Annotated in this window: 16 protein-coding genes and 2 riboswitches; of the genes, 6 read left to right on the forward strand and 10 right to left on the reverse strand. The window is 63.1% G+C overall.

Translation table 11 applies throughout. The annotated features are described in order from the left end of the window. Positions 1 to 14: 14 nt before the first annotated feature. Complete coding sequence (locus KP004_RS14485) at positions 15 to 479, reverse strand: cytochrome C (protein ID WP_216799220.1); 465 nt, start codon at positions 477 to 479, stop codon at positions 15 to 17. 538 nt (positions 480 to 1,017) lie between these two features. On the opposite strand from KP004_RS14485, the gene KP004_RS14490 reads away from it, so the two are divergent. Then, the gene (locus KP004_RS14490; protein ID WP_216799221.1) at positions 1,018 to 1,392 is read left to right on the forward strand and encodes a hypothetical protein; all 375 of its coding nucleotides are present in this window, start codon (positions 1,018 to 1,020) and stop codon (positions 1,390 to 1,392) included. Positions 1,393 to 1,438: 46 nt separating this feature from the next. Here KP004_RS14490 and KP004_RS14495 read toward each other — a convergent pair whose 3' ends face one another. The 7 genes from KP004_RS14495 to KP004_RS14525 all read right to left on the reverse strand — a co-directional run bounded on the left by KP004_RS14495 (position 1,439) and on the right by KP004_RS14525 (position 10,819). Beyond that, positions 1,439 to 3,187 carry a cytochrome c3 family protein gene (locus tag KP004_RS14495; protein ID WP_216799222.1) on the reverse strand — a complete coding sequence of 583 codons (1,749 nt, stop codon included), beginning with the start codon at positions 3,185 to 3,187 and terminating at the stop codon, positions 1,439 to 1,441. Positions 3,188 to 3,211: 24 nt separating this feature from the next. Next, a complete protein-coding gene (locus tag KP004_RS14500) occupies positions 3,212 to 4,255 on the reverse strand; it encodes a 6-bladed beta-propeller (protein ID WP_239026821.1) in 1,044 nt (347 codons plus the stop codon). Further along, positions 4,252 to 6,219 (reverse strand): hypothetical protein, encoded by a 1,968-nt coding sequence (locus KP004_RS14505; RefSeq protein WP_216799223.1) that lies wholly within the window; start codon positions 6,217 to 6,219, stop codon positions 4,252 to 4,254. Before KP004_RS14505 ends, KP004_RS14500 begins: the two co-directional genes overlap by 4 nt. 13 nt (positions 6,220 to 6,232) lie before the next feature. After that, positions 6,233 to 6,811, reverse strand: a complete 579-nt coding sequence (locus tag KP004_RS14510; protein WP_216799224.1) for a cytochrome c3 family protein — start codon at positions 6,809 to 6,811, stop codon at positions 6,233 to 6,235. A 13-nt stretch (positions 6,812 to 6,824) separates the two neighbouring features. After that, positions 6,825 to 8,054 (reverse strand): NHL repeat-containing protein, encoded by a 1,230-nt coding sequence (locus tag KP004_RS14515; RefSeq protein ID WP_216799225.1) that lies wholly within the window; start codon positions 8,052 to 8,054, stop codon positions 6,825 to 6,827. A gap of 160 nt (positions 8,055 to 8,214) precedes the next feature. After that, positions 8,215 to 9,123 (reverse strand): hypothetical protein, encoded by a 909-nt coding sequence (locus KP004_RS14520; protein ID WP_216799226.1) that lies wholly within the window; start codon positions 9,121 to 9,123, stop codon positions 8,215 to 8,217. 337 nt (positions 9,124 to 9,460) lie between these two features. Next, positions 9,461 to 10,819: a cytochrome c3 family protein gene (locus KP004_RS14525; RefSeq protein WP_216799227.1), complete on the reverse strand. Its 1,359-nt coding sequence runs from the start codon at positions 10,817 to 10,819 to the stop codon at positions 9,461 to 9,463. 446 nt (positions 10,820 to 11,265) lie between these two features. Between KP004_RS14525 and KP004_RS14530 the strand changes: the two genes are divergently transcribed. Beyond that, on the forward strand, positions 11,266 to 12,270 hold the full coding sequence (locus KP004_RS14530) for a peptidylprolyl isomerase (protein WP_216799228.1): 1,005 nt from the start codon (positions 11,266 to 11,268) through the stop codon (positions 12,268 to 12,270). 91 nt (positions 12,271 to 12,361) lie between these two features. Here the strand turns inward: KP004_RS14530 and KP004_RS14535 are convergent, their stop codons facing one another. Next, positions 12,362 to 14,719: a hybrid sensor histidine kinase/response regulator gene (locus KP004_RS14535; protein ID WP_216799229.1), complete on the reverse strand. Its 2,358-nt coding sequence runs from the start codon at positions 14,717 to 14,719 to the stop codon at positions 12,362 to 12,364. A 271-nt stretch (positions 14,720 to 14,990) separates the two neighbouring features. Between KP004_RS14535 and KP004_RS14540 the strand changes: the two genes are divergently transcribed. Next, positions 14,991 to 16,868, forward strand: a complete 1,878-nt coding sequence (locus KP004_RS14540; protein WP_216799230.1) for a TonB-dependent receptor plug domain-containing protein — start codon at positions 14,991 to 14,993, stop codon at positions 16,866 to 16,868. Next, the gene (locus tag KP004_RS14545; protein ID WP_216799231.1) at positions 16,868 to 17,719 is read left to right on the forward strand and encodes an ABC transporter substrate-binding protein; all 852 of its coding nucleotides are present in this window, start codon (positions 16,868 to 16,870) and stop codon (positions 17,717 to 17,719) included. Before KP004_RS14540 ends, KP004_RS14545 begins: the two co-directional genes overlap by 1 nt. A gap of 241 nt (positions 17,720 to 17,960) precedes the next feature. On the opposite strand, the gene ald is transcribed toward KP004_RS14545, so the two are convergent. Further along, positions 17,961 to 19,076 carry an alanine dehydrogenase gene (gene ald, locus KP004_RS14550; RefSeq protein ID WP_216799232.1) on the reverse strand — a complete coding sequence of 372 codons (1,116 nt, stop codon included), beginning with the start codon at positions 19,074 to 19,076 and terminating at the stop codon, positions 17,961 to 17,963. Between the two features lie 165 nt (positions 19,077 to 19,241). Here ald and KP004_RS14555 point away from each other — a divergent pair, with 165 nt between their 5' ends. Both KP004_RS14555 and KP004_RS21325 read left to right on the forward strand, forming a co-directional pair. Continuing rightward, positions 19,242 to 19,715, forward strand: a complete 474-nt coding sequence (locus KP004_RS14555; protein ID WP_216799233.1) for an Lrp/AsnC family transcriptional regulator — start codon at positions 19,242 to 19,244, stop codon at positions 19,713 to 19,715. A gap of 363 nt (positions 19,716 to 20,078) precedes the next feature. Beyond that, a riboswitch (cyclic di-GMP riboswitch) is annotated at positions 20,079 to 20,154 on the forward strand. 117 nt (positions 20,155 to 20,271) lie between these two features. After that, positions 20,272 to 20,347: riboswitch (cyclic di-GMP riboswitch) on the forward strand. Positions 20,348 to 20,570: 223 nt separating this feature from the next. Then, entirely contained in the window at positions 20,571 to 23,129 is a 2,559-nt protein-coding gene (locus tag KP004_RS21325; RefSeq protein ID WP_216799234.1) for an Ig-like domain-containing protein, read from the forward strand. The last annotated feature ends 392 nt before the right edge of the window (positions 23,130 to 23,521 follow it).

The raw sequence follows: 23,521 nt of genomic DNA on the forward strand, positions 1-23,521 counted from the left end.
CGGAGAGAAGGCGGTCACCACTTGCCGTTGTGCCCGTGGGACTGAACCCAGGGCTTGTTGGAGGCGAGACCGGTCTGGGTACCTTTGGGTACCAGATCGTCCGTGCCGGTGCTGACGAACAGGCCACCCTTGGAGTTATCCATCCACTCGTTGAAGCCGAGCGCGGCATGGTAGGCGTGCTTGGAGAGATCGTCGTAGCTCTTGGCGAGTTTGGAGTTGCCGGCCGCGGTGTTGCCGTGGCAGGCGACGCCGTTTTGGTCGCCGAAGCAGGTCTGCTTCGGGGAGTAGGGCATACCCTGTTTGGTCACCCTGTCGACCATGACCGGGGCTTTGGGGAAGCCCATCTGCTGGGCCACTTCTTCGTAGGTGTACAGCTGGATCGGCGGGTGCGCCGCCATGGCGATGCTCGCGCCCATGGTGACGCCGGCGACCGCCGCTGTAACCGTCAGAAGCGAACTTGTCTTTTTCGTTCTCTTCATGAGTGGTTCCTTTTTGACATTTGGATTAGTGAACCTGCATTACATGTCCTGCGCCCGCCTTGCCGCTTTTTTGGGGGGGGTGCGGAGGGCGGGGTGCTGCGGTGCTGCTACAACGGTTTTAAAGAGAGCCGCCCTAGCCGTAGCAATAGCGGTACCAATATATACAAATCGGGCCATGAATCTGGCGATCGGAGGCGAAATAATTCCGTGAGAAACCGGGATCCGCACTACAAACAACTTGAATCACGGTTCTTTTTCTGGTCTACTGCAAGTCGTCCCGCCCCCCCCGCGCACCGCCCCCCCCGGGTACAACGCTGGATCGCACCCCCCAGTCGCCCTAGGGTGAACCCCCCAGAGAGGGGGCCCGAACGCGACCGGGGCAGGGGCATTCTGAGGGGGCATTTAACCTAGCTGGGGGAAAAGACGCAGGTGGCGGCGGGGATCGGGGCTCTAATTAGCTGGAAGGACGTCGGACCGGATCCGGCTGACTATTTGCATAATGAGAATGTTATTTTTTTACCCACAGGAGGAGTCGCAGATGAAAAAGTTGTTGCTGGTGCTGGCCGCGCTGCTTGTCGCCGCATGTGCTCACGCCCCCGCGCAGAGCGCGAAGGAGGCAGGGGCTAAGACCGAGAGGAACTTCTCGCCGGCGCACGTGAAAGAGGTGATCGTCAAGGGGAAGACGACACAAAAGGAGATCCTGGCAAAGATAGGGACGCCCAACTCGGTCAAGAGAAGGTCGCTGGGGGTGACCACGGGCCCCGCCGAGGTATGGAACTACTGGACGGCGCCGCCGCTCAACGACGTGGCCAAAGGGGGCCTGCAGCCGGTAACGTCCCTGGCGGTCGTCTTTGACGACAACGGGGTGGTGCAGGACTACGCGGCGGCGGACAGCAGCGTGCTCATCCAGTAGCAACGGCCAGGCGAGGTTTGCGGGACCGGGGCCCGCGCGGCGCTCACTAAAAGGAGCGCAGCGCGGGTCTTTTCGTTCCCAGCACCTTGGCCGCGGAGGAACCGGGGCCGTAGGTCCTGGGGTTGCCGGAGTGGCAGCTGGAGGTGCAGGACTTGGGGAGTGCGGTGGAGTCGTAGCTCGCGACGATGCCGAAGTTGGTGACGAAGTTGATGAGGTGTGCGTTTTTCTGCACCGTGCCGCCATGCCCGCTGCTGACGCCGTGGGGGTCGTGGCAGATGAAGCACCCCACCCCCTGCTGTTTTACGTGCACGTCGTGCAGGGCGAGGTTCTTCGCCGGCGCGTAGAAGGGAGAGGTGGGGGTGAAAAGGGTGTCCTTGTTGTGGCAGCGGTAGCACAGGGCGTAATTGCTTTCGCTGTAGCTCAACGGGTAGAACTCCGTGTCGTAGCGCTGCAAAAGCATGTACTTGAACGATGACCCGTGCGGGCCGTTGGGGCCGCTGCCGCCGGCCTTGACGCTTTGGTCGCTGCCGTGGCAGTCGCTGCAGTAGATGACGCTTGAGGTGGAATACCCGAGGTCGGTACGCAGGCTGGGGACGCTGTCGCCCCGTCCCTGGGCCATCACCGGATGAAACGAGGGGTTGCCGGGGGAGAATTCCAGGCGGGTGTTCAAGGTAGCCACCTGCCGGGTGATCACGGTGCTGGAGAAGTTGTTGTCGCCGTGGCACTTAAGACAGACCTCGTACTCGTAGGTTGCCGTCTTCACCTCTCCGGTCATGGCGACCCCGCGCACCTGGGAGAGCCTGCCGTTCACGTAGGGGGCTACGGCAGCGGCGCCGTTGGCGGCGTGGGGGTTGTGGCAGTCCTCGCACTCGACGTGCCGTGCCGCGCTCAGAGGGTTCTCCGCGTCGTCGTGTACTCCGAAGGTCTCGTTCACCTTGTGGGCGGAGAGTCCCCCCAGCAAAGAGAAGACGTTCTTGCCGCTGCCGGTCCCGGAGTGGCACGGGGCGCAGTTTTGCTCCTCGGGGGTCTCCTTCATCAGCCTGGGGGCGATCTTGGCGTTGTGCGCCACGTGGCAGTTGCCGCACCCGTTCACGGAGGTGGCGGCGTTCAGGTAGTGTCCCCCCTGCTCCCACCCGGTCTGGTTGTGGCAGCCGACGCACAGCGCGGAGCCGGCCGGGTCCATCACCAGGAACTTGCCGTAGGGGTTGTTGTGCGGGTTGTGACATGTGGTGCACTGCAGGTTCTTGTCCGCGTCCAGCTTGAGCTTTGCCGGAATCAGTGTCGGCAGACGCAGCTGGTGGTTCTTGGCCACCAGTTCCGGGGAATACTGGAAGGAGATCGGGTGGTCGTTGGTCAGGTTCTTCCCCTGGCTGCCACCCAGGTTGGTAGGGCGGTCCTGCGGGATGGTGGTGTAGCCGCCGGCCATGGGGATGGTGACCTGGTTGATCAGGGCACCGACGGCGATGGTGCCGTCATGGCAGGAAAGGCAGAGCCGGGAGGATCCGGTCGGCTGCCCGGGCTTCGCGAAGCGGGTCGAAGAGCTGTACAGGTCGTAGACGGTTGTCGACTCCTCGCGGCTCCAAAGCGGGGTGACCTGGCTTGCGTGATGCGGCGTGTGGCAGAAGATGCAGACCTGCTGCTCGGACGCGGCCTTGATCGGCCCGGGGCCGCCGGCGGAGAGGTTGTGCTTGGTGACCAGGATGCCGTCCTGCATGGCCGCCTGGGCCGGATAGGGCAGCTGCAACAGGACGCCCCCGGTCAAAACTGTGATGGTGCAAAAGGCGCTAATACGCATGATGGTACCTCTGCCCGCCCGGCCTTAGTCCAGCCAGACGTAGCCGAACAGCTGGAAACGCTTGTTGAACGTGTCCGCGATGTAGATGTTGTCGTCCTTGTCGATGGCGATCCCCGACGGCATCCAGAATTCCCCCTTGCCGCTGCCGGTGCTGCCGAAGGTGATCAGCAGGCGCCCCTTGGAGTCGAACACCTGCACCCTGTCGTAGAGGGCATCGCAGACGTAGATGTGCCCCTCGCTGTTGACCGCGATCCCCTTTGCCTTGCCGAAGAAGCCGGGGGTGTCGCCGGCCTCGCCGAAGCTGTCCAAAAAGACGCCGTCCTTGGAAAAGATCTGGATCCGTGCGTTCAGGGGGTCGGTCACGTACAGTTTCCCTTCGATATCGACGGCGATGTCGGTGGGGAGGTTGAACTCCCCCCTGCCGTGCCCGGAGCGCCCGATCCGTCGCACCTCTTTGCCCTGGCGGTCGAAGACGACGACCTGGGCGGCCAGGGTGTCGGTGACGTACAGGAGCTTGTTCAAGGGGTTGAAGACGATGCCGGTGGGTCGTTGCAGCCCGTCCGTGAACTGGACCAGGCGCCGGTCGCTCAGGCTGAACCGGTATACCTTCCCGGCCCCCGCGTCGGTAACGTACGCCATGTTGTTCTCGTCTTCGGTGACCCCGATCGGCAGATTGAAGACGCTTTCCTCGCCGCCACTTATGAAGAAGTAGCGCTTGAGCTCGCGGTCGAAGAGGTGCACCCCGCGCTTTTGGGAGTCGACCACGAGGACCCGTTTCCTGCAGTCGGCATGGATGCCGTAGGGACGCACGATGGTTTCCTCTCCCCCCCCGGTCACCATGCGCCACAGGCTGGAGACCAGGCCGGTGCCGATGTGAAGGTCCTCGGCGTTGGCGGCGGCACCGGTCCAGACGATGCGGGTGGGGTTGGGGCTGGAGGGCCAGTTGCGTTCGGCTCCCCGGTCCGAGCCGGGCTTCACGCAGGAGGTAACCAGCAAAGCCGCCGCCACGCACAACAGACGACGATACAGCCGGGACCGCCCCTTCCTGTTGCTAGCTGCTGTTCTCAAAATGCCCTCCTTAGGGAGAAGCCGATGGACTCGCTCAAGGAGGTCCCCAGACTGGAGTAGGACCAGTTCATCGACGAGGTCAGCATCGCGGTGAGCTTGCCGAACTTCCCCTCGAGGTTCAGCAGCAGCCCGATGTACTGCGCCATGTCCCCGGTTTCAACAAGGGAGTTGGAGTAGCTGGCCTTGAGGCGGGCGGCGATGTTGTTGAAATTTCGATAGTAGGACGCCTGGCATCCCAGGCTGTTCAGCCAAGGCTCGGCGCCCCCCTGCTGCGTTCCCCAGGTCATGCGGTCGCTGGCGTCCAGGGAGAGGTTGCCCCGCAGGTACGGCGCGGAGTAGCTCCAGGAGGAGTAGATGTAGTAGTGGTTCTGCGCATAGGTCTTGTCGTACCCCATTTCCCCTCCGAGCTTGTGCCGCCCGAGGTTGGCATTGGCGCCGGCGTCGTAATGGCTGGTCCCCACCAGCGTCACCGCCGTGGCCTGTCCCCTGATCACCTCCTGTCCGGTCGAACGCGCGTTGGCGTAGAGCCGGTACTTGTCGCCGAAGAGCCCTACGGAGGTCGAGGCGCTGTGCGAGGTCGCGATGCTTGCGGTGGAAGGGTCGCGGCGGTAGCGGTAAGAGATGAGAACGGTGCTGTCCCCGGCGAAGTCGGCGATCAGCTCGATCCCGTCGGCAATGACGGTGTAGCTCCCCGGGGGATAGGGGAGCATGGTCTGGCCTCCCACCACCTCGATGCTGTCGGCGATGAAGGTTTCGTTGTTCAGCTTGATGCGGCGCGGCAGGATGAGAGGCGTCGTGTGCTGCTCGGCGGTCACCTGAACCTCGGAGACCGCGCCGGTGCTCTCCTGGTACCCCTTGCCGTAGTTGTAGCCTGCGTTGAAATTGCTGTCCTGCGGCAGACGCTTGTTGTAGTTGAAAGCCAGGCCGCCGGAGAGGGAGCGGCTGGCGCCGTTGTCGAACTGCTGTTCGTTGCCGTAGAGATTCACGCTGGTGGCGAGGCTCCCCATGAGCCTGTGGGTCAGCGACCCGGTGGCGGTGCGGGTGCGGGACTCCTGGACGTCGGACATGCTTTTGGTTTCCATCCAGGTGGCGCGCCCCTGCAGGGCCTTGCCGAACTGCCAATCCATGTTGCTGCTCAGGCTCTGGTTGTCCATCCGGACCACTCCGGTGGCCTGCTGGTAGACGTAGGAAGCGCCAAAGCCGCGGGAGAACCCCGTCGGCGACATCCAGGTCTTGTTATAGCTGGCCTGCGCGAGGGAGGTGGCGTTGTGGGTGGCGAGGCTGCTTTCGACCGCGGCGCTGTCGCTCTCGGTCATGGAGACCCCGAGGTTGAGGCTCCCCAGCATCCCGAGGTTCGGCGTCGCGTTCACCACGAAGGAGTCGCTGCTCTGCCTGAAATTGCGGACCAGCCCGGACGTTTGCGTGCTCTGCCTGCTGTACTGGATGCTGGAGGGGACGAAGTTGTTCAACAAGGAGAGCTGTGAAACCAGGCTGTCGGTATCGGTGCTGTAGGTGGGGCCGAAGGTCTCGGAGATGGTCTGCCTGCTGGAGTTGGCGGAGATGCTGACAGGGAACGAGTCCTTGCTGAAAAGCATGGAGTTGATGTTGTAGCGCAACTGCACATCCGAGCTGTCTGCGCCGTTGCGGGAGTCCTGCTGATATTCCAGGTACAGAGAGGTCTTTCCCTTGATCAACTGCGGCGCCAGGATGCTGTACTCAAAACCGAAATTGTAGTCTTCACTCGACGAGGTGTCCCTTTCACCGGGCTGACCGGAGCCCTTGGCGTGGCTGACGAAGTAAGAGGCCCCGGCGGACTGGGAGATGTCGCGAATGGAAAGCAGCGTGAGCGCCCCGGCCTGCCGTTGCGTAGCCAGCAGCAGACACACCGTCAGCGCCACCGCAAACGTTGCCGGGCGCCCCGGCGCGAAGCCCCGCCCCTTCCCATTGCACAAAAAGTACTGCATTAAAATTCCTGTCTCATTTCAGGAAATACCTGCTTGTACCGGAATGCGGATCATGACAGTCGATACAGACGACGGACGCCGACTTGATCTTGTCATGCATGGCGGCGGCGAGGCGCTTTTCGCTGTGGCATTTCTCGCATAGTTTCGACGGTTCCCGGACCAGCAAGGACGGGTAGTTCGCCTCGTGCGGCAGATGGCAGCCAAGACACTCCCCTTCCGCGGCCGGACCATGGGCGAAAGCATGTTTGAGTATCTTGGGGTGGCACATGAAGCAAAGCTCCGACTTGGGCTTTATAAGCCCGGAAACCGAGGTTTTCTCCGCCTGGTGGCAGTCGTTGCAGCGCTTTTCGGCATAAGGGGGATGGGAGCTGTTGGTGGGCGCCGCCGCCTGCTGCACCTCCCTGCCCGCGGCCCGTGCCTTAGCCGCTTGCACCTGCCTTTCCTCCGCATCGCTGCAGTATTGCTCCAGCGGCGGCAGGACCGGGACGTCGTCGAAAAAGGTCACCAGGAACTGGTGGCGCGCCACCGGGTCACACCCCCCCAGAAACAGCAGTATGGCCACTAAAAGCCTGCGCACGGAACCTTGAAACATGCCTGAAGAAAGCCTATTTCCCTGCGCCTGCAATCGGCGCGGAATCCGGAGACTTTTCCTTCTTCTCTTCCTGTGCCTTCTTCTCTTCCTGCGCCTTCTTCTCTTCCTGCGCCTTGCGCTCCTTGATGATCGCCTCCTCCTTTTTACGGATCTCCTCGAGCCGCGCATTCAGCAGCCCCTGGTAGTCGACCCCATTCTTCTTGCCCAGGCCGTAGATGCTCACCTTGTCGGCGCCGAACTGGCTGACCACGAAGATGACCTTTTCCAGGGTGAAATCGGGGGCAGCCAACTGCTGATAATAAGGGAGGTTGTCGTAAGAGACCGCTATGCCCGCGGGAACGTTGAGGGACCCGGGGGTGCCGGGGGCGCCGAAGGACATGAGGAGTTGGAACTGGTCGTTCAGGAGGCGGACTTCCTGGTTGGCCGCATCGACGATATACATGATCCCTTCCTTGTCGAAGATGACGGAGCGGGGACGGTTGAACTCGGAAAGGGAGGTACCGAGCCGGCCAAACTTGCGCAGCGGGTGACCGTCGCGGTCGAAATGGACGATCCTGCCGTCCAGGTTGGTGACGTATACCCCCCCTTTGCCGTCCAGCCCGAGCCCCAGCGGCGAGAAAAGGTGACCTTCATCCGGCCCTTCCTGGCCGAAACTGCGCACCGGCTCGGAGGTGAAACGGTCATAGAGCTGCACCACGGCTGCCTGGCCGTCCAGGACGTAGAGGTACAGGTCGTCCACCGCAACGGCCACAGGCTTCATGGGCTCGCCCCCTATCGCCCTCAGGAAGGCCCCGCTAGGCTCGTATTTGAGCACTTCGTGCCGGACGGTGTCCGTCACATAGATGAAACCGTCGCTGTCAACGGCCACGTTGATCGGTTTTTTAAGCTGTCCCGGACCGGTGTTGCCGCTTAGGTAGGATGCCTTCTTGTTGACCGGATCGAGGATGGCCACCTGGGCCCCTATGGTGTCGCAGACGTAGATGACCCCCTTGCTCACCGCGATGCCGTAGGGTTTCACGTACCCGACCACCTTCTCTTCTTCCTGTCCGAGGTCAAGGAGTTTTATCGACTTCTTGCCCACCACGTCGTTGGAGCTCGCGATGTGCTTCAGGTACTGCACCCTGGGCGGATCGGGCAGACCCGGCCAGAACTGCGGTTTGACCTGTTCTTTCGAAGCGCAGCCGCCAAGGATGGCAAGCGTGAAGGAAACCGCCAGGAAACCTTTTGAATACTTGTTCAGCATGACACCGCTCCTTGTAACGTGGTTGATTCAAATATCCGGATATATATAGTAAATTCCAACAAATGTGAAGCGATTTTTAACGCCCGGAGGGAACTCGTGCGCCGAAAAAAAAGGCCGCCACAAGGTGGCGGCCTTCTCTGGCATTGCAACAAAACAGAGCTTACTTGGTCGGGGTACCGTCGGGTACGCCCTGGAGACCGTTTTTGTTGTGGCAGGTGAGGCAGAATGCGGAGTTGACCTGCGAGCCGTACAGCAGGAAGCCGCGCATGTTGCTGGCCGGAGCCTTGTTGCCGACGGCATTGCCGTTGTGAACGTCGTGGCAGGAAGCGCAGGTCACGAAGTCCTTCACGTTGGTGCTGTCCATCGGGTCGCGGTACAGAACGCTCTGAACGGTCCAGGCGGTCTTGGTGTTGGTGGTGTCGACGAAGTTGGTGCTGGTCGGCATCAGCTCGTACGGGGTGTCGTTTTCGTCTTTGGCGCCCAGGAAGTCGCTGTACCTCATCCCGATCGGGTGGTCGTTGGAGAGCCCTTTGGGATCGGCAGCGATGCCGATGCTCTTCACGCCGCCGCCGCCCTCGGGTCCGTTGAACTCGTCGAAGGTCTGCACGGCCACCATGCTCTTGTTGCCGTAGTAGGAGTCGAGCGCGATGGTGCCGTCATGGCAGGTCAGGCAGAGACGGGACGGTCCGATGAGGGGATCGTACGGCTTGCCCAGGGAAGACGGGTTGAAGGTCTGGCTGACGTAGGCATCGGGTACCTTCTGGTTGGACATGTCGCGGCTCCAAAGCGGAGCGTAGATGTTGTAGGTGGTCCCGGCAGCGGTGCCGTCGAGGTTGGCGACGGTGTCGCTCTGCTCGAGGTTGGTGTTGGCGCTGTGGTGCGGGGAGTGGCAGAATGCGCAGATCCTCTGACCCGGGTCGCTTACGTTGTAGCCGCTTGCGCCGGTACCACGGCCGCTGAGGTCGTGAACGGAGCCAACAATACCTTTACCAGTGGAATCTGCACCCTGTGCTACTGCCGCGCCGATGGCGAGTCCTGCCACGGCCGCTACTACTGCAAGCTTTTTCATTTCCTTCCTCCATTGCATGTGATGTGTTCAATCTGTTTTTGGTATTGGCTCTCTTCCAGCTACATAAGCTACCGGTTGTCAAATCACCGTTGCCTCCTCCCCCCAGAGTCGGCCCCGGAATTGCCTGAATGAACACAAACTTAGCAACCACCGTGCCAATGGGGAAAAACGCCACAAGTGATTGAAATCACAATTGCGCAGCAATGAACGGCCTGGAAAATGAGGATACGGGGGTGGGTGAGTTGCCCCACCGGGGCGTGGAAGTGGGTTATTTATCCTGCCCCGCCGGCCCGGGGAGGGCCGACGGAGGAGGAACCGGAGAGGGGGGAAAGCGCGGTTACTTGGAGGGAGCCTTGGCCGGGGCCGCGGCCTCGGCTTTCTTTTGGTAGCTGACCGGCTTGACCCGGTCATAGCTGTAGGGCCAGTGGCAGCCGGGCGCGCAGCTCCCCCCGGTCGAGGTGAGCTTCAGGCGCGACTTGATCCGCCAGGGGCCGAAGGTCGCCCCCTCCTTGTTCCCCATCATGGTCCCGTCGGCGGCATGGGACTCGTGGCAGGCAAGGCAGGAGCGCCCCTTGAGCCGGTCGGCGACATGGACGAAATGGAGGTTCTGGTCCCCGTTGCGGAACTTGGTGTAGATCGTGGTCTGGGCGAAGGTCAGCATGTTCTTGTCATGACATCTAAGGCACAGCCCATACGCTCCCTCGCGGTAGGGAGCATAGAAGGAAGCAGGGTAGTTGCCAAGGAGCAGGCGGCGGTAGTCCGATGCGTGCGGGTCGTGGCAGCCGTCGCACTTGCCGTTTTTGATCGGCCCGTGCAGCACCTTGTTGCCGGCGAGTTCCTTGGCCATATCCCTGAGCGAGCCGGATGATTTGCCGCTGTGGCATCCGACGCAGATGGTCCTTTGGTCTCCGGCCATCATCCCCTTTGCCGCCGAATAGTGGGTGGAGTGGCAGTTGCCGCACCCTTTGGCATCGGCCAGGGGCTGATGCATCACCTTGGCGGACTTCATCTTCTTGCCGATGTCCTTGTGACAGCCGATGCACAGATCCGGCATCTTATCCTTCAAAAGGGCAGGATTGACGGAGGCGTGCGGGTCGTGGCAGGAGGTGCAGGGGGCGTTCTTCACCGGGGCGTGCACCCGGGCCGCCTGTTTCATCCCCTTGGCGAAATCGTCGTGGCATTTAAGGCAAAGCTCCTTCACGTCGCCCTTCAAGAGCCCCTTCGTGCCGGAGTCGTGCGGGTCGTGGCAGGCGGTACAGGCCCCCTCGGCGACCGGGCCGTGCACGTACTGTTTCTTGAAGGCGGCAGCGTCATGGCAGCCGAAACAGAGGGCCTTCTGGTCCTCATCCGCCTCCATCAGGAACCTGCCGTTGCCGCCGTGAGGGTTGTGACACGAGGTGCAGTCCCCCTCCTTGACCGGCGGGTGCACCACCTTCTTCTTGCCGATACGGTCATGGCAGCCGGCGCACAGGGCGCTTCCCTTGGCGGCCGTCTCGAAACTCTTCGCCTTGGGCAGCGGGTGTTCCTTCGCCTTTTGCACATGACAGGACAGGCAATCCCCCTGCGCCGGGGCGTGCGGGTGCTTGAAGGCGGCGATTTTGGCATGGCACCCTGCACTCAGGCAGTTGTCCGCCGCCGCGGCAGTAAGGGCGGAAAGGGCGAGAAGCAAAGGAGACAGCAACAGGTATCTTTTCATGGGGCTTCCTCTTGGGCAGCACCGCTGCAAGGAGAGTTCCGGTCCGGCATCGACTCACATATATACAAATCGATATATTGCAACCGCGCCCTTTGTTAACCCATAAGCGGCCGTAAGTCAATGCGAAATTGGAGAGGCTTCCCCGAGCCTGCACTCACCACTGCGGCTCGCAATTCCGCCTCGCTCCCGCCACGACCGGGGGGCGCGGCAACCATTGTGGGTCATTTGCCCCACCCCGTCGAACGCCCCTTTCTCCGTTGGGGGTTTTCCCGCACCCGACCACCCTCCCCCCGGACCGTTCCCCGCCCCAACCATGCATAAACTTAGATATTTAAATTTACGATCCACCTTGGCTTCGGAATTGCTATAGCCACTGGGTCCGTCGGCCACGCCGCAGGACGCACATCTTTTAATAGCCATCCGTTGCCAACAAAGGAGACCGTGCAATGAAAAGAATCACCAAGAGTATCGCATCGACCACCGCAGCCCTTCTCTGCCTCGCCGGCTGCGCCGGCGCCAACAAGGCGGCCCTGCCCGCAGCGCCCCCGCAGGCACAGGCCGTCGAGGTGAAGGACACGGTGCAGCTGGTAAACGGCGTCGCCATCACCCGCGCCGAGGTCGAGCGGGCCACCCGCGTGCTGCTGTCGCAAGGCGGGCAGCCGCAGCAGCTCCCCCCGCAGGCCATGCAGCAGGCGACCCAGGCCGCCCTTGACCAACTCACCATGGCCGAGCTCCTCTACCAGGAAGCGGCGAAAATCGAGATCAAGGATCTGGACCAGCAAGTCGAGAAGAAAGTGGCCGAAAGCAAGGCGCTCTACCCCTCACCCGCCGCCTTCGAGGAAGCCCTCAAGGGAAGCGGCCTCACCATGGAGGAGATGACCCGCAACGCGCGCAAGACCATCGCGATCAACACCTTCATCGAGCAGCGCTTCGCCTCCAAGGTCCAGGTAAGCGATGCCGACGCGCAGAAGTTCTACCAGGACAACCTGGAGAAATACTTCACCAAGCCGGAAAACGCACGCGCCAGCCACATACTGGTCAAGACCGACGCGAAGATGACGCCGGAGGAGAAGCAAAAGGCGAAGGATAAGGCCGAGGCGCTTTTGAAGCGGGTGAAAGGCGGTGAGGATTTCGCGGCAGTGGCCAAGGCCGAATCGGGCTGCCCCAGCGCGACGGTAGGGGGCGACCTCGGCACCTTCGGCCGCGGCCAGATGGTCCCCCCGTTCGAGAAGGCGGTTTTCGACCTGAAGCCGGGTGAGATCAGCGGCATCGTGGAGAGCCAGTTCGGCTTCCACATCATCAAGCTGGCCGAGAAGCACGAGGCGGGCAAGGTGAGCTACGACGAGGCGAAGGGAAAGATCTTCGAGTACCTGAAGGCGGAGAAGGTGAGACAAGCGGTGACGAGCTTCGTGGACGAATTGAAGAGCAAGGCGAAGATCAGCCGGGTGTAACCGACAGCGTAGGGGCAAAGCACCCTATCACCATACTTGTTATTTATGTTGCAGCCAGCGCCGACCGTCTCCCGGCCTGGCTGCTTTTTTTTCACCCGTTGCGCAACCCGTCCAGCAGCCGGCAGAGCTGGTCCGGGTCGTAGGGCTTCACCGTGGCGGCACAGAAGCCGTAGGCGTGGAAGTCGTGCATGACGACGTCGTCGCTGTAGCCGCTGGAAACGACGAGGCGCGCCGCGGGGTCCCGGGCCAGGATCTGCTTGGCCGCCTCCTTCCCCCCCATGCCGCCCGCGACGGTCAGGTCAAGGAGCGCGGCGAGGAAGGGTGTGCCGCCTTCAAGCGCCTGCTGGTACAGCTCCACCGCCTCCTGGCCGCTGCTGCAGACGGTGACCAGGTATCCCTGGTCGGAGAGCACCCCCGCGGCGAGCTGCCTGATCATCTCCTCGTCGTCCATGACCAGTACCGCATTGCCGCGACGCGGCTCCGGCGCAGGCACCTCGCCGTCGGCGCGCGAGGCGGCCGACGCGAGGCTGAAAACCGGGAGGTACAGGGTGAAGGTGGTCCCCTTCCCCCACTGGCTGTCGAAGGTGATCATCCCGCCGTGCCTGGTGACGATGGAATGTACCGTGGCGAGCCCGAGTCCGGTCCCCAGTTGCGCCTTGGTGGTGAAATACGGGGTGAAGATGCTGGACTTGTCCTCCTCGCGGATGCCGCACCCCTCATCCTGGAAGGAGAGCTCCACGTAGCAGCCGCAAAGCGGGGCCGGCAGCCTGTCCCGCTCGGAACAGACCTGCCTGCCGCGCACGGTGAGCCTTCCCCCCCCCGGCATGGCCTGCACGGCGTTCAGGCAGATGCAGTTGAACGCCTGCCGCATCTGACCGTCGTCGACGAAGACCGGCGGCAGGTGCGGGTCGAGTTCGATACTGACGGTGACGTTGCCCCCCTTGGTGGAGACCAGCACCGACTCCTCGACCAGCGCGGCCACCGGGACCCCCTTGCGCAGTGGCGCCCCCCCTTTGGCGAAGGAGAGGAGCTGGGTGGCGAACCCGGCGGCGCGCTTGGTCGCCTTCTCCGCCTGCTGCAGCAGTTCGTGGGCGTTGTGCGCCGGTTCCAGGAATTTCTTGGCGAAGGAGATGTACCCAAGCACCCCGGTCAAGGCGTTGTTGAAGTTGTGGGCGATGCCCCCCGCCAGCACCCCGATCGATTCCAGCTTCTGGTTCCTTACGATCTGCTGCTGCAGGAGCTCGCGTTCGGTCATGTCGATCATGATATCGACGATGCGGGTGCCGGAACGCTGGTTGCTGCAGTTCAGGTGGCGCACCGAGCCGTCCCAGCACTGGGCGCTGACCTCGTAAAACGTCACCAGGCTACCCTGCTCCCAGGCGGCGATGGCGGCACGGCGTTTCTCGAGCACCCCCTCGCGGTAGGCCCGGTCGGGAAAGATCAGGGCAAAGAGCGTATCCAGGTCGGGCGCCTGGTTGCCGCCGTAGCCGAAAGTTTCCACCATGAAGGAGTTGAGGTACTCGATCTCCCCGTGCTCGTCGGACCAGACGATACCCAGCGGGAGCTGCTGCACCAGGTTCTTCAGTTCCTGGCGCGCCTGGGTCCTCTGCTCGATCTCCTTCTCCAGGTCGAGGTTGACGGCAACCAGCTGCTCCTTCGAGGCGATCTCAAAGTCCATGGCCGCGATCAGCTCCGCGTGCAGGCGGCGATTCTCCTCCTCGCGCTGCCTGAGCGATTCGGCCAACTCGTTGAGAGAGGCCGAAGCGCGCCCCGGCTCGTCATCGGAGACGATGTCGATACGCGAGACGTAGTCGCCGCCATGGACCTTCTCCATCCCCCGCATCAGGGTGTCGAAGGAGGCGGTCACCCGCCGGAGAATGAAGTAACAGGAGAGGCTGACGAAGAGCCAGCAGGTCGTTGCCAGCACCACGCTCAAGGCCGCCAGGCGCCTCCCTTCCCGCCACAGGTCATCGGTGCCGCGATAAAGCCGCACCTCCCCGACCAGGTCGCCCGCCCCGCTCTGCTCGCCAGCGAGGGCCTGTTCCGGGGAAACCGTGAGAGGATGGCCATGCACCTCGGCCGTCTGGCTGATCAGTTGCTCCGACGAGCCGGGGCGCGAGGCGGAGAGCCTGACCAGGACCTTGCCGCGGGCGCTGGCGATCTCGACGGCACGGATCTCGGGGAGGCGGATGGTTTCGGCGGCATGGTTTTCCAGGAGTTCGACGCTTTCCGCGTACAAAGGGAGGCGCACCGCATCGGCCAGGGCACGGGCCTGCAGCTGGAGCATCTGTTCGGCGTGACTCTTGTTCTGGTTGATCTGGTGCAGCACAAACAGGGTGCCGCAGACCACCGCGACTACCGCGGAGAAGACGGTGAAGCGCAGGAAGAGCTTGAACTGGAAGCTGGAGCGGAAGGAGCGAAAGCGCTGGGGCAACGACAACCCGGTCATGGCTGAGGCCCTCCAGTGCAGGGTTGGATCACAATCACAGTGAAGCTACCCTGTAAGACTTTTTTGATTTATGGGACGTGATACTATAACTGACGCATTCGTGTTATCAACTTTTGCGGACAACAAACCACAAAAGAAAAACACAGGCAGTATTAAGGGAAATTATTTTGACAGGTATCTCTTAAGCTGATACGTATACCGCCACCTTTGTGCCAGTTTTTCCAGAAAAAGATGGCGCTGTCAACGTTCTTTTTTCTGATGGGCAGGATTATTGACCGTTAAGTTCCTCCGCAAATTTTTACTCGTCTCGCTGCTGCTCCTGATCCCGCTGGCGCCGCACCGGGCCATGGCCGAGCAAGAAGACGAGGTCACGCGCTCGCTCGGCCTTTCGGAAGAGCAGCCGGACGACATCTCGCGCCTGCCCCGCCCCGCATCCCTCATCGCGGAAAACGTCACCGTAGTCACCGCCGACGAAATCGCCCGGCTGAACGCCCACACCGTGGCCGACGTGCTGCAGACCATCCCGGGCGTGCAGATGGACCTGCTGCAGACACCGGGCGGCATCCTCCTTTACGACATCCTTGGCTCCCCGAACCGGCACGTCCTGGTACAGATCGACGGGGTGCCCCAGAACTTCGTCTCCGCGGAAAACCTGGCCCACGTGGGCATGATCCCGATCCAGATGATCGAACGCATCGAGGTCGTGAAGGGTGCGGCCTCTGCTGCCTGGGGCTCGGCGCTGGGGGGAGTCATCAACATCGTCACCAAGGCCCCGGTGGCCGACCGGGGCGCCGCCGGCCTCGCCTCGGCCTCCATCGGCAAGAAGGCGACCAGCGACCTGAGGGGCGAAGTAAGCGGCACCAGCGACGGCTTCGGGTACTACCTGACCGGTGGGACCATCCGCTCCGACGGGCTGCGGGGCGGCAACAACGTCGACTTCAGCCACGGTTTCGGCAAGATCACCTACGACTTCCTGGGCGGCGCCAAGGCGACCCTGGGGCTCGATGCCCGCTACGCCGACACCGGGACCATGGCCTCGACGCGCTACAACCTGGCCCAGACCGGTGCGACGCACTACCTGGACGGTTATCTCGCCCTGCAGGTGCCGCTCGCCGAGCGCGCGAGCCTCGAGGTAACCGGCCGCGGCGGCGTGCGCGACTCGGCGGACCGCCGCACCCTGCTCGCCCCGGGCCTCCTCGTCTTCAACGCCCAGACGCGCGAAGTGCACCAGGGATACACGGCAGCGCTGAATCTGGGTGACGCCCACCAGGGGGTCAAGACCGGCCTCGAGTTCGAGAGGATCGGCGTGAGCCAGGCCGAACTGGTGCAGCACAGGCCCGGCTCCGACGCCGACCTCTCACTTACCCGTTACTCCGCCTACGCCAACGGCACCTTCACCGTTGGGCGGCTCTCGCTGCTTCCCGGCGTGCGCGTCGACCACCTGAACCTGCTCGACGACGCGGTCAGCGCCACCCTGGGCGCCACCGTGCGCCTGGGCGAGAACACCCTCATGCGCGGCTATGCGGCGCGCGGCTACAGCCTCCCCTTGATCAGCTTCTTCGGCTCGACCAACGGCGAGGTGCAGCACGAGTTGCAGCAGGTGACCACGGTGCAGTGGGGAATGGAAAGCAGCGCGATCCCCTACCTCTGGCTCAAGGGGATGCTGTTTAACAACAACGTCTGGAACGTCCAGGAGTACGACTACCAGGCCGGGGTGATGCTCAAGCAGCGGCAGCGCCGCCAGGGCGTCGACCTGGAGCTGCGCACCTCCCCCTGGTACGGCTTCGCGCTGACCGGCGCCTACACCTTCACCGATGCGATCAACAGCAGCACCGGCGCGGAGCTCGACGGCAGCCTGACCGGCCCCCGCCACGCGGTCAAGGGTTCGCTCAGCTACAATAACACCGCGGCCGGCCTCACCTGCGTCGTGACCGGCAACTATACCGACTGGAAGCTCGACACACCCGGCGCGCACCCGGTGGCGACGCTTTTCGACCTGCACGTGAACCAGAAGCTGATGCCGTCCCAGGACAACTCGCCGGAACTGTTCTTCTCGGTGCGCAACATCTTCGACGCGAAGCTGTACCAATACGACTTCCACCAGGCAGCGCCGCGCTGGTTCGAAATCGGGGGGAGGTTCCGGTTTTGATGCGCCCCCTGCTCCTGTGCATACTGCTTCTCGCCTGGGCCTTCGCTGCCCCGGCGCTCGCCTCGGACCTCCTCATCCTGCAGTCCAGCCGCAGCCCGGTCTACGCCGAGGCCCTGCGCGGCCTGCGTGCCGCGGCGAGGACCAACGAGCAGCCCCTGGTGCTCTCCGACTACGCCGAGGTGGACGTGCAGCGTCTGGTCCGGGAAGAGCGCCCGAGACTGGTGGTCGCCGTGGGCGACCAGGCCCTGATCGCCTGCCGCAAGATCAGGGAGGTGCCGGTGGTCACCATGCTCTCCCTGTCCTTGTCGCAAAAACCGCAGTCAGATCGCGTCGGCGGGGTGTCCATGGTGGCGTCTCCGGAGCGCTACATGGAGCTCTTCGCCCAACTGGGCGCCAAGCAGGTCGGGGTCCTCTACGACCCGAAACTGTCGGGGCTCTACCTGAAGCGGGCTGCCGCCGAGGCAGCCGATCACGGCATCACCCTCACCATGGAGCCGGTGCGCCACTCGCGCGACCTGCAGGGAAAACTGGAGAAGCTCAAAGGAGAGGTGGACCTGTTGTGGCTGCTGCCGGACAGCACCGTGGTGACCACGGTCAACATGGAGGCGCTGCTGCTTTTTTCCATGACTCAGGGCATCCCTGCCGTCACCTTCACCGGCCAGTACCTGAAAAACGGCGCCGCCGCCTCGCTGGACGTGGACCCCTACGATATCGGGGTGCAGACCGGCGAGCTGGTCTTCTCCCTGCTGAGAAGCGGCGCATCGCAGAAGATCCCGATGCTGGACCCGCGCAAGGTCCGGCTCCAGGTGAACGAAAGCGTGCTGCGCAAGCTGCGCCTGAAGATGCCATAGGAAGCAGAAGGGACCGGCTCCGGTCAGGTGCCTGTCCCTCTAGCGGAACGCTTTTTCAGCTCAGCCAGCTTGCCGAAGCCTTACGGGGACAGGTATCTGGCGGAGCCAGTCTCCACCGGCACTAAGGGGACAGGCACCTGGCGGAGCCAGTCCCCCCCTTTCGCATCATGATCCGCAAACGAGAAGAGGCCAGCCGTTTACCGGCTGGCCTCTTCTTGTTACTGGTTATTCCCCGCTGCGCTTAGCCTAGCACCTCATCCACCGGGGTGTACTCCAGGCCGAACGCCTCGGCGACACCGCGGTAGGTGACCTTGCCCAAAGCGACGTTGACCCCCTCCCTGACGCCCGGGTTGTTGCGCGCCACGTCGCGCCAGCCGCGATCCGCCAGCGCCACAGCGTAGGGGAGCGTGGCGTTGGTGAGCGCCGCCGTCGAGGTGAGCGGCACCGCGCCCGGCATGTTGGCGACGCAGTAGTGCAGCACCCCCTCCTCGAGGTAGGTCGGCTCGCGGTGTGTGGTCGGACGCGAGGTCTCAAAGCAGCCCCCCTGGTCGATGGCCACATCCACCAGCACCGCCCCGGGCTTCATGGTCTTCAGCATGTCGCGGGTGACCAGTTTGGGCGCCTTGGCGCCGTGTACCAGCACCGCGCCGATGACCACGTCCGCCTCCTTGACCAGTTCGCGGATGGTGGCCGGAGAAGACATCACGGGGAAGCAGTTCTTCGGCATCACCTCGGAGAGGTGGCGCAACCGCTCCAGGCTCATGTCCAGCAGGTACACCTTGGCGCCCATGCCGCACGCCATCTGCGCCGCGTGGGTGCCGACCACCCCGCCGCCTATGACGACCACGGTGGCAGGCGCCACACCCGGGACCCCGCCCAGCAGAATGCCGCGCCCCCCCTGGGCCCGCTCGGCGTACTTGGCCGCCTGCTGGGCCGCCATGCGCCCGGCGACCTCGCTCATCGGGGTCAAAAGCGGCAGCGAGTTGCCCGGTCCGGTGATGGTCTCGTAGGCGACCGCAATCCCCTTGCTCTTGATGAAGGCGCGGGTCAGCCCCTCGGCCGCGGCGAAATGGAAGTAGGTGAAGACGATCTGCCCCTCACGGATCAGGTCGTACTCGCTGGGCTGCGGCTCCTTGACGTGCATGACCATGTCGCTGCGGCGGTAGATCTCCGCGGGGGTGGCGACGATCTCGGCACCGGCCTTTTGGTAGGCCTCGTCGGCGAAGCCGCTGCCGGCGCCGGCGCCGGTCTCCACCAGCAGGGTGTGCCCGTGACTCACCATGACTTCCACCCCGGCGGGGGTCATACTGACGCGATTTTCCTCTACCTTGATTTCCTTGAGAATCCCGACGATCATCTTAGTTTCCTTTCCCTTTTTGGTCAGTTGCAAGCTGATGGCCCAGCCGCGGCCGGAGTCCCGGCACCTGTAAAGAAGCATACCAAAAAAGGGCCCGTTTTTTCTTGCGAATCGCGGGCAAAGCGGTTATTTTTTCGCAGAATATTTCAAGGGTAAGGAGCGAATATGAAGGATCTTGCGCCAGGAACCGTAGACAAGATTGATCGAGCCATTCTGACCGAGCTGCAAAAGGACGGCAGGCTCTCCAACGTGCAACTCGCCGAACTGGTCGGCCTCTCCGAATCGGCCTGCCTGCGCCGGGTACGCAACCTGGAGCAAAGCGGCATCATAGATCGTTACGTGATGCTGGTGGACCAGGGGGCGATCGGCAAGCCGGGCAACGTCTTCGTGCGCGTCACCCTCGACGGTCAGCAGCGGGAGAAGCTGTCCAGCTTCGAGGAGGCGATCACGACCGTGCCCGAGGTGATGGAGTGCTACCTCATGTCCGGCGACGTCGACTACCTCTTGCGGGTGATCGTCAAGGACACCGACGACTACCTGCGCCTGCACAACAAGCTGACCGGCCTGCCCGGTGTGTTGCGGGTGCAGTCCTCCTTCGCCCTGCGCACCGTGGTGAGCAAGACCTCCCTACCCCTCTAGCTCGCCTCCGACAATTATTTTTCTAAAATCCCGATGTAACCTTTTCGTGGTTATCTCATAAGAATACTGTTACAACCAGTGCCTACAACTGTATGAATTTGAAAGAAACTTTCACAGCAGACGCGTGACGCTCTCATTAGCGAACCGCTTTATGTATTCGCCAAGTTACATCGACCACGCCCTGGCTCACCGCCCCCCTGTCCCCACCGTTTTTTCCTCATTACTACGACCTCAGCCGGCACTACGGACCTCCTGAGACAGATCCTCTTTTTTCGCATATAGCTGATTGTTGCCGTTTTTTTCTTGTTGACCATTTTTGTCGTGATGAGATATATCCGATTCAGCATCTATACAACTTGTGGTACACGATAATACTAAACCACCCGCGAGGGTGGGACGGAAAGCCTAAGGGTCTCACGCAGACAGCCGGGTCGCCGAAATATCACTCACGATACTCGCGCCCGGCTTTTTTGCGCGCGTGTTCGGAGGATATCCTTGCCGTAACGCCAACGCAGACCACATATCCGCAGCTTCTCTGCGGAGTCAAGACACCGATACACGACAATACTAAACCACCCGCGAGGGTGGGACGGAAAGCCTAAGGGTCTCACTGAGACAGCCGGGTCGCCGAAATATCTTCACGATGTTCGCGCCCGGCTTTTTTCGTGCCCGAACCAAACCTGTACCATGCAGTCGCAGTCCTTATGCTTCCGGAGTTACAGCCTGAGCCCACGCCACCAGGTAGCGGCAGGCAACGCTAAAGGAGGAGATGCACACTCCGGATGTCCGAAGCTGTATGAGGAAAACGCAGTCTCTCAAAAAAACACACAAGTTCTTACAAACAAAGGAGCTCGCATGACTCAGAAGAATCAAGGAAGGTTACTGGTGTTGTTCGTCTTCGCACTGTCCCTGCTGTCCTTTCAGCTCTGGCGCAACGAGGCGCAGGCGCAGTCGTCCTACTATACGGCCATGGGGTGCGTGAACTGCCATACCACTACCTCCACCTGCAACGGCTGTCACGCCCACGGCACCCACGCCACCAGCACCAAGAACACCATCAACGTGACCGGCACCACCAACAAGACCTCCTACGCTCCAGGTGAAACCGTATCCGTCACCATAGCCGGCGGCTACCGCACCGGTTGGGTGCGCGCCGTGCTGCTCGACCAAAGCGGCGCCCAGTTGGCAATCTCCAGCGGCACCGCCAGCGGCATGGGAAGCTCGACCACCCTCCCTGCCGTCCTGACCGCACCGGCGCCGGCCGCGGGGGGGACCTACACCTGGCAGGTGGGGTGGTACGGCAACCAGTACGACATCGCCGGGGCCGCTTTCGGCAGCTGGCTCCCCGACGCCAACAACCCCAACCACGGCTACGAGATCGTCAGCACCAACTCCTTCACGGTGGCCGCGGCTCCCGCCGCCGACACCACCGCGCCCGTCGTGGGCACCTTCACCCTGCCGGCCACCGCGACCAGCCTGACCGTACCGGTCACCGCCTTCACCGCCACCGACAACGTCGCCGTCACCGGTTATCTCGTCAGCACCAGCTCGGCAGCACCGGCTGCCTCCGCCGCCGGGTGGAGCGCCACCGCTCCGGCAAGCGTCACCGCGGTCGCCGGGAGCAACACCTTCTACGCCTTCGCCAAGGATGCCGCCGGCAACGTCTCCGCCGGCAAGAGCGCCAGCGTCACCGTCACCCTCCCCGACACCACCGCTCCGGTCGTGGGCACCTTCACCCTGCCGGCCACCGCGACCAGCCTGACCGTACCGGTCACCGCCTTCACCGCCACCGACAACGTCGCCGTCACCGGTTATCTCGTCAGCACCAACTCGGCAGCACCGGCTGCCTCCGCCGCCGGGTGGAGCGCCACCGCTCCGGCAAGCGTCACCGCGGTCGCCGGGAGCAACACCTTCTACGCCTTTGCCAAGGATGCCGCCGGCAACGTCTCCGCCGGCAAGAGCGCCAGCGTCACCGTCACCCTCCCCGACACCACCGCGCCCGTCGTGGGGACCTTCACCCTGCCGGCCACCGCGACCACCCTGACCGTACCGGTCACCGCCTTCACCGCCACCGATAACGTCGCCGTCACCGGTTATCTCGTCAGCACCAGCTCGGCAGCACCGGCCGCCTCCGCCGCCGGGTGGAGCGCCACCGCTCCGGCAAGCGTCACCGCGGTCGCCGGGAGCAACACCTTCTACGCCTTCGCCAAAGATGCCGCCGGCAACGTCTCCGCCGGCAAGAGCGCCAGCGTCACCGTCACCCTCCCCGACACCACCGCCCCCGTCGTGGGCACCTTCACCCTGCCGGCTACCGCGACCACCCTGACCGTACCGGTCACCGCCTTCACCGCCACCGATAACGTCGCCGTCACCGGTTATCTCGTCAGCACCAGCTCCGCCGCACCTTCGGCCTCAGCCATGGGCTGGAGCATGACTCCCCCGGCGGTGGTCACCGCGGTGGAAGGGAGCAATACCTTCTACGCATTCGCCAAGGACGCGGCAGGAAACGTTTCGATCGGCAAGAGCGCGAGCGTGACCGTTACCATCCCCGCGCCGACCGCCGACACCACCAACCCGACCCTGGTCGTCTCGACCCTGGCCGACGGCTCCTACACCAACAAGGTGACCCTCAACATAAGCGGCAGCGCGACCGACGCCGGCGGGCTGCAGTCGCTCACCATCAACGGCCAGGCCGTCATCGTGAACCCCGACGGCTCCTTCAGCGCCGCCGTCACCCTGGTGCCCGGCGCCAACGTGATCACCGTGGTGGCCGTGGACCAGGCCGGCAACGCCCAGAGCGTCGTCCGCACCATCACCTTCGACCCCACCGCGCCGGTGCTCGCCATCACCGCCCCCGGCGACAACAGCGACTCGGCCCAGTCCTACATCACCGTGACCGGGACCATCGATGAAAGCTCCACCGTCACCGTGACCGACAACGGCGGCAACCAGACCTCGGCCGCCATCAACGGCAACACCTTCACCGCCACCGTCAACCTGGTAGCCGGCGTCAACACCATCACCGTCACCGCAACCGACCTGGCCGGCAACGTCACCAGCGCCAAGCGGACCGTGACCTACACCCCGGCCGGCGTCCTCACCATGGCGGTGACCTACCCGGCGCAGGACATCACCACCAGCAAGAACAGCATCGTTGTGACCGGCACCGTGGCCGACACGGTCGGCAAAGCCACGGTCCTCGTGAAGATGAGCGGCCGCACCTACAAGCCCAAGGTCGACAGCACCGGCGTCTTCAAGCAGCAGCTCCGGTTCCTGAAAAACGGCACCTACGTGATCACCGTGACCGCCACCGACGCCGCGGGCAACAGCAGCACGGTCACCCGCAACGTCATCTACCGCAAGGCGACCCTCAGCGAGCTCCGGCTCAAGCACAAAGAGCGCTACGACGACTAACCCGGGCGTTGCGCCCGGCATGAAAAAAGGCCACCTCCGCACGGAGGTGGCCCACCTGACCCCGCCTCTCTCTCCGAGGCGGGGTTTCTTTCGTTTGTCTGGATAGCATATCTGCCTCGCCTGGAGCCCAACCTGCAGCCGCCGACGTATGGGCCCCCTCCGGGCGGTGCCGCCAGGGGTACAGAGCAACAACAAAGGGATCCGCCAGTGGCAGATCCCTTTGTGATGTTTTGGTTGCGGGGACAGGATTTGAACCTGTGACCTTCGGGTTATGAGAGCAACCAAGCCCCCTGAACCCACTTCAAGAAAATCAGCAACTTGCTAAAATAACGGACGGTTGAAAACCCGTAGACGAATACTCATGTATCACATGTTACCCATGTTTGCAAGAC

The organism is Geomonas oryzisoli (genome assembly GCF_018986915.1).
In the GTDB taxonomy this organism is placed as follows: domain Bacteria; phylum Desulfobacterota; class Desulfuromonadia; order Geobacterales; family Geobacteraceae; genus Geomonas; species Geomonas oryzisoli.